The organism is Aestuarium sp. (assembly GCF_023253315.1).
Taxonomy (GTDB): Bacteria; Pseudomonadota; Alphaproteobacteria; order Rhodobacterales; family Rhodobacteraceae; genus Marivivens; species Marivivens donghaensis.
Map to the genome: position 1 here is coordinate 1 of NZ_JALRGW010000045.1, position 4,134 is coordinate 4,134.

At 56.3% G+C, this 4,134-nt stretch carries 7 protein-coding genes; all 7 read left to right on the forward strand.

Translation table 11 applies throughout. The features are described 5' to 3' along the window. Nucleotides 1-146 precede the first annotated feature (146 nt). Nucleotides 147-1,112, forward strand: coding sequence for a hypothetical protein (locus AC1QQ2_RS13615; RefSeq protein ID WP_479713529.1), 966 nt, complete (start codon nucleotides 147-149; stop codon nucleotides 1,110-1,112). A gap of 23 nt (nucleotides 1,113-1,135) precedes the next feature. Beyond that, nucleotides 1,136-2,110, forward strand: coding sequence for a DUF5309 domain-containing protein (locus tag AC1QQ2_RS13620; protein ID WP_479713530.1), 975 nt, complete (start codon nucleotides 1,136-1,138; stop codon nucleotides 2,108-2,110). 81 nt (nucleotides 2,111-2,191) lie between these two features. Beyond that, nucleotides 2,192-2,386 (forward strand): hypothetical protein, encoded by a 195-nt coding sequence (locus AC1QQ2_RS13625; RefSeq protein ID WP_479713531.1) that lies wholly within the window; start codon nucleotides 2,192-2,194, stop codon nucleotides 2,384-2,386. Next, nucleotides 2,370-2,654, forward strand: a complete 285-nt coding sequence (locus AC1QQ2_RS13630) for a hypothetical protein (protein WP_479713532.1) — start codon at nucleotides 2,370-2,372, stop codon at nucleotides 2,652-2,654. Before AC1QQ2_RS13625 ends, AC1QQ2_RS13630 begins: the two co-directional genes overlap by 17 nt. An 18-nt stretch (nucleotides 2,655-2,672) precedes the next feature. Continuing rightward, nucleotides 2,673-2,930: a DUF6127 family protein gene (locus AC1QQ2_RS13635; protein ID WP_479713533.1), complete on the forward strand. Its 258-nt coding sequence runs from the start codon at nucleotides 2,673-2,675 to the stop codon at nucleotides 2,928-2,930. A 364-nt stretch (nucleotides 2,931-3,294) separates the two neighbouring features. Further along, nucleotides 3,295-3,936 (forward strand): N-acetylmuramoyl-L-alanine amidase, encoded by a 642-nt coding sequence (locus AC1QQ2_RS13640; RefSeq protein ID WP_479713534.1) that lies wholly within the window; start codon nucleotides 3,295-3,297, stop codon nucleotides 3,934-3,936. Continuing rightward, nucleotides 3,936-4,134, forward strand: a 199-nt coding sequence (locus AC1QQ2_RS13645; RefSeq protein ID WP_479713535.1) for a hypothetical protein, incomplete at its 3' end; no start/stop codon positions are given. The genes AC1QQ2_RS13640 and AC1QQ2_RS13645, both read left to right, overlap by 1 nt.

Sequence of the window (4,134 nt, forward strand, 5' to 3'; positions counted from 1 at the left end):
ACGGCAAAAGGCGCGGATCGCGTCGCAGTCATGAAGGCGCGAGGGTCTATCCTCGCAATAGGAGAGCTGATCGATGAACTGGATGGCATGATTGCCGACGGTGAAATCGAGAAGCGCAAACAGTAGCAACCTGAAAGGACTACACCATGAACGATGCGATTGATGCGGAGACGTTGGCCCTCATTGAAGAGGCGGCACCCGTTGCGGATGAGGCCATTAAAGACGATCAGCCGGAGGCAGATGTTGACTTGGAAGACCAAGTTAGCGAAAATGATGAAGACGACGACGTAGCCGACGCCTCTGATGAGGAAGCCTACGACGACGAAGAGGATGACGGCGACACTGATCCCGCAGAGGATGAAGGTCAACCAGAACCACTCCACACCGTAACGGTGGACGGAGTTGAAATTCAGGTGACGACCGATGAACTCCGCAGAGGTTACAGTGGTCAGCAGTATATCCAGCAGGGGATGCGTGAAGTAGCCGAGGCCCGTAAACAGGTCCAGACTATGGCGCAAAACTTGCAAACCGAGCTTGCTCAGATCGATGGTCTGAAGCAGCGTCTGGCAAACCCTATCCAGCCGCCGAAGGCACCGGATACAGCACTGGCACAGAGCGACCCGATTGGCTACATGCAGCAGCGGGCGCAATATGAAAGCCAACTGGCCGAGTACCAGCAGCAGCAGGAAGCGTTTGTCGCAGTGCAGCAACGTCAGGCTGCATTCAGTGCCGCACAGCATGAGCAAATGCTGCAGCAGCAAGTAGCACGATTGAAGGAGGCGGTTCCTGAATTCGCCGACCCTGAGACTGCGAAAAAGCTCCGCGAAGCACTGATCGACGTAGGTTCGAGCGAATACGGCTACACGCCGGAGGAACTCAGCCAGATCGTTGATGCACGCCAGATCCGCATTCTGCATGATGCCTACAAGTGGCGTCAGCAGCAGAAAGCGCGGGCAGAGGCAAAGCAGAAGACCGCCACCGCACCGAAGGTGATGAAGGCAGGTCCGAAGCCGATGCCAAATGCCAGCAAGAAGGCGAAGACGCAACAGGCGAAAGCTCGGATGGCGAAGTCTGGTTCCGTCGATGACGTGGCCAACTTCTTACTGTCCTGACCCATTAACCATAGGAGATTAAAATGGGTGTAAATGCTAATGCAAACGAGACCTACGACGTCAGCACGATCCGCGAGGATTTGCAGGACGCACTGGTGTCTATCTCGCCAACGGAAACTCCGTTCATGTCCACCATCGGCAAGAAGTCGATCTCGAACACCTACTTTGAGTGGGCAGAGGTTGATCTGGCTGCCGCTTCGGACTCCAACCGTGTAATCGAGGGCGAGAACGCTCCCGCTACGGATGCACCGACCAACGCAATTCGACTGGGCAATTATAGCCAGATCAGCGATAAAATTGTTGAGGTTACCGACACCGCCGAGAAAGTAAACGGCGCTGGTGATGCACAGAAGATGGCGAAGCAAATCGCCTATAAGTTGAAAGAGCTGAAGCGCGACATGGAGACCATGTTGGTGGGTTCGAACAACGCTGCTGTTGCAGGCGCATCCGGCACCGCTCGCGAAACCGCTTCGCTCTCTGCGTTCCTGCGCACCAACGTGGATCGTGGCACCGGTGGTGCAAACGGCGCACTGTCCGGCGGCACCGCTGGCGCACCGACCACCGCAGCAACCGACGGAACCCTACGGGCGCTAACCGAAACTTCCTTGAAGAACGTAATCGCTTCTTGCTGGGACAACGGTGCAGAGCCTTCGCTGGTTCTCTGTGGCTCTGGCGTGAAGCAGAAGATTTCTTCGACCTTCACCGGTTCGGCTACCCGCTACCGCGACATCTCGGACAAGAAAATCGTCGCTTCGGTTGACGTTTACGTGTCCGATTTTGGTGACCTTCAGATTGTGCCGAGCCGCTTCGTTCGCTCTAGAGATGTGTTCGTTCTCGACCCGTCGATGGCTCGCGTTGCATACCTGTCCACCACCACTCAGAAGCCGCTGGCACGCACCGGTCACTCTGAGCGCCGCCTGATCTCGGTAGAGTATGGCCTGCAGGTTGACAGCGAGAAGGCACACGGCATCATCGCAGACATCGATCCGTCGCTCTAAGCTGACACGCACATAATATTGTGCTACCAACTGTGGGGAGTGGAGTGATCCGCTCCCCACAACCACATTTGGGAGACGAATATGTCCAAGAAGATTGAAATCACCACTGACCTCAAGCCGTGGATCGACGGCAAGCCCCGCGAGATGGGCTGGACTGGCGACGTGGAAGATCACCTCTGCGAAGAGCTAGTTGCGGCTGGTTTTGCCAAAGACATCACCCCGAAAACTGCACCGAAAAAGCCAGCGAAGAAGGCCGACGATGCAGACAGCGAATGAGACATATGACTTTGTCGATGGCAAGCTAGTCATCCGCAAGTCGCAGGACATCCAATCACTGCTTGACCAGAACGCCCACGAACGTGAGGCCGCCCCGTCGATGTTCGGCGAGATGGCTGTCCGCAAGGTTGGCTCGATCCCGCTTATCGTTGCCGAGCAATGGGCAAAAGAGTGCGGTGCCGCCATCGGGACGAAAGAGTTTGCAGAGTATGCCAAGCGCAAGCTGATGGATGGCGACTTTGCAAAGTTTCGCATCAAGAACGTGTAGGTGATGTCTATGGGCAGCGTGCAGATAACCCATGAAGAACTTGAGGCAATGCTCGACAGGGCTGCTAAACGCGGCGCGAGAGCTGCTCTTGAAGAGCTTGGGCTGCATGACGAACACGCTGGCCGCGACATTGACGAGCTTCGGAGCCTGCTCGGATCATGGCGCGACACTCGCAAAGCGATGTGGGCCACGACTGTTAAGATAGTGACGACAGGCACGCTGTTATTCATCGCCGGCGCTGTCTGGATGTCATTAAAGGATAAGGTCGGGCAGTGAAACGCAGGGCAACACACATAGGCCGCGCAGGGGAATTCTGGGCGGCCTATATGTTTGAAAAGCATGGCATTGAGGCCCACGTCATCGACGGCTCGTTTGACCTGATCGTGATGGTGAATGACATGCCGGTAAAGGTCGAGGTCAAGTCGGCAACCAAACGCCACAATGGGTGCTACAACTACACAAACGGCGGTCTGCGTGCGGAATATTACGTCCTGATCGCGTTTGACCAGAACTTGATGCGGATCGTGCATAGATCTGATATGAGTGACGCTAAGAATACCTACATCAACCACCAGCAATTCACCGAGTTCGATCAGGCCAACGACCTGATGGAATTTGCCCAACTCAATGGAGGCACGCTATGCGAACTATCAACGAAATCATTATCCACTCCGCCGACACTCCGCGATCTTGGATGGATGGCCGCAGCACTTCTGACAAAGTGGCGGAGATCCGCCGTTGGCACGTTGAGGAGCGTGGCTGGAGCGATATTGGCTACCATTACGTTATCGACGTTGACGGGACGGTCAAAGAGGGGCGTCCGGTAGAGCGTACCGGCGCACATGTCGCTGGCCACAATGCAAACTCGATTGGCATCTGCCTGATCGGCGGCAAGGGCGGCACGGCGACTGACAAATTCTCTGACCACTTCACCCCAGCTCAGGAAAAGGCACTGATCAACATCGTGGCGGACCTGAAGCGCCGGTTTGGAGACCTCAAGGTTACCGGCCACAATCAGTATGCGGCAAAGGCATGCCCATGCTTCCACGTCCCAACATTCTTCGGCGAGGCTGAAGCTAAGCGGACATCGGTCGCACAATCGACTACCGTTCAGGCATCGTCGGTTCAGATCGCGACTGCGGTCGGTGGCGGTGTGTCTGCCGTCGCTGCCCTCGATGGCACCGCCCAGCTTGTCGCGGTTGGCGTCTGCGGGATTGTCCTGCTGGCCGGTCTCTGGATTATGAAAGAGCGCCTCAAGAAATGGGCAAACGGTGACCGCTGATGTTTGGCATCCGCTGGCGCATCTACGCCGTCATCGCACTGGCGGGTTTGTTTGCCCTGTTCCGCTGGCGGAGCGCCGCCGTAGACAACGCAGTAGCACAAATTGAGCTTAGGGTAGCCGAGGACAGACTTGTCGCTGTAAGGGCCGCTCAGAGAGTGAGGGACGATGTTGAAATTCTGGATGATGCTGGGCTTGCTA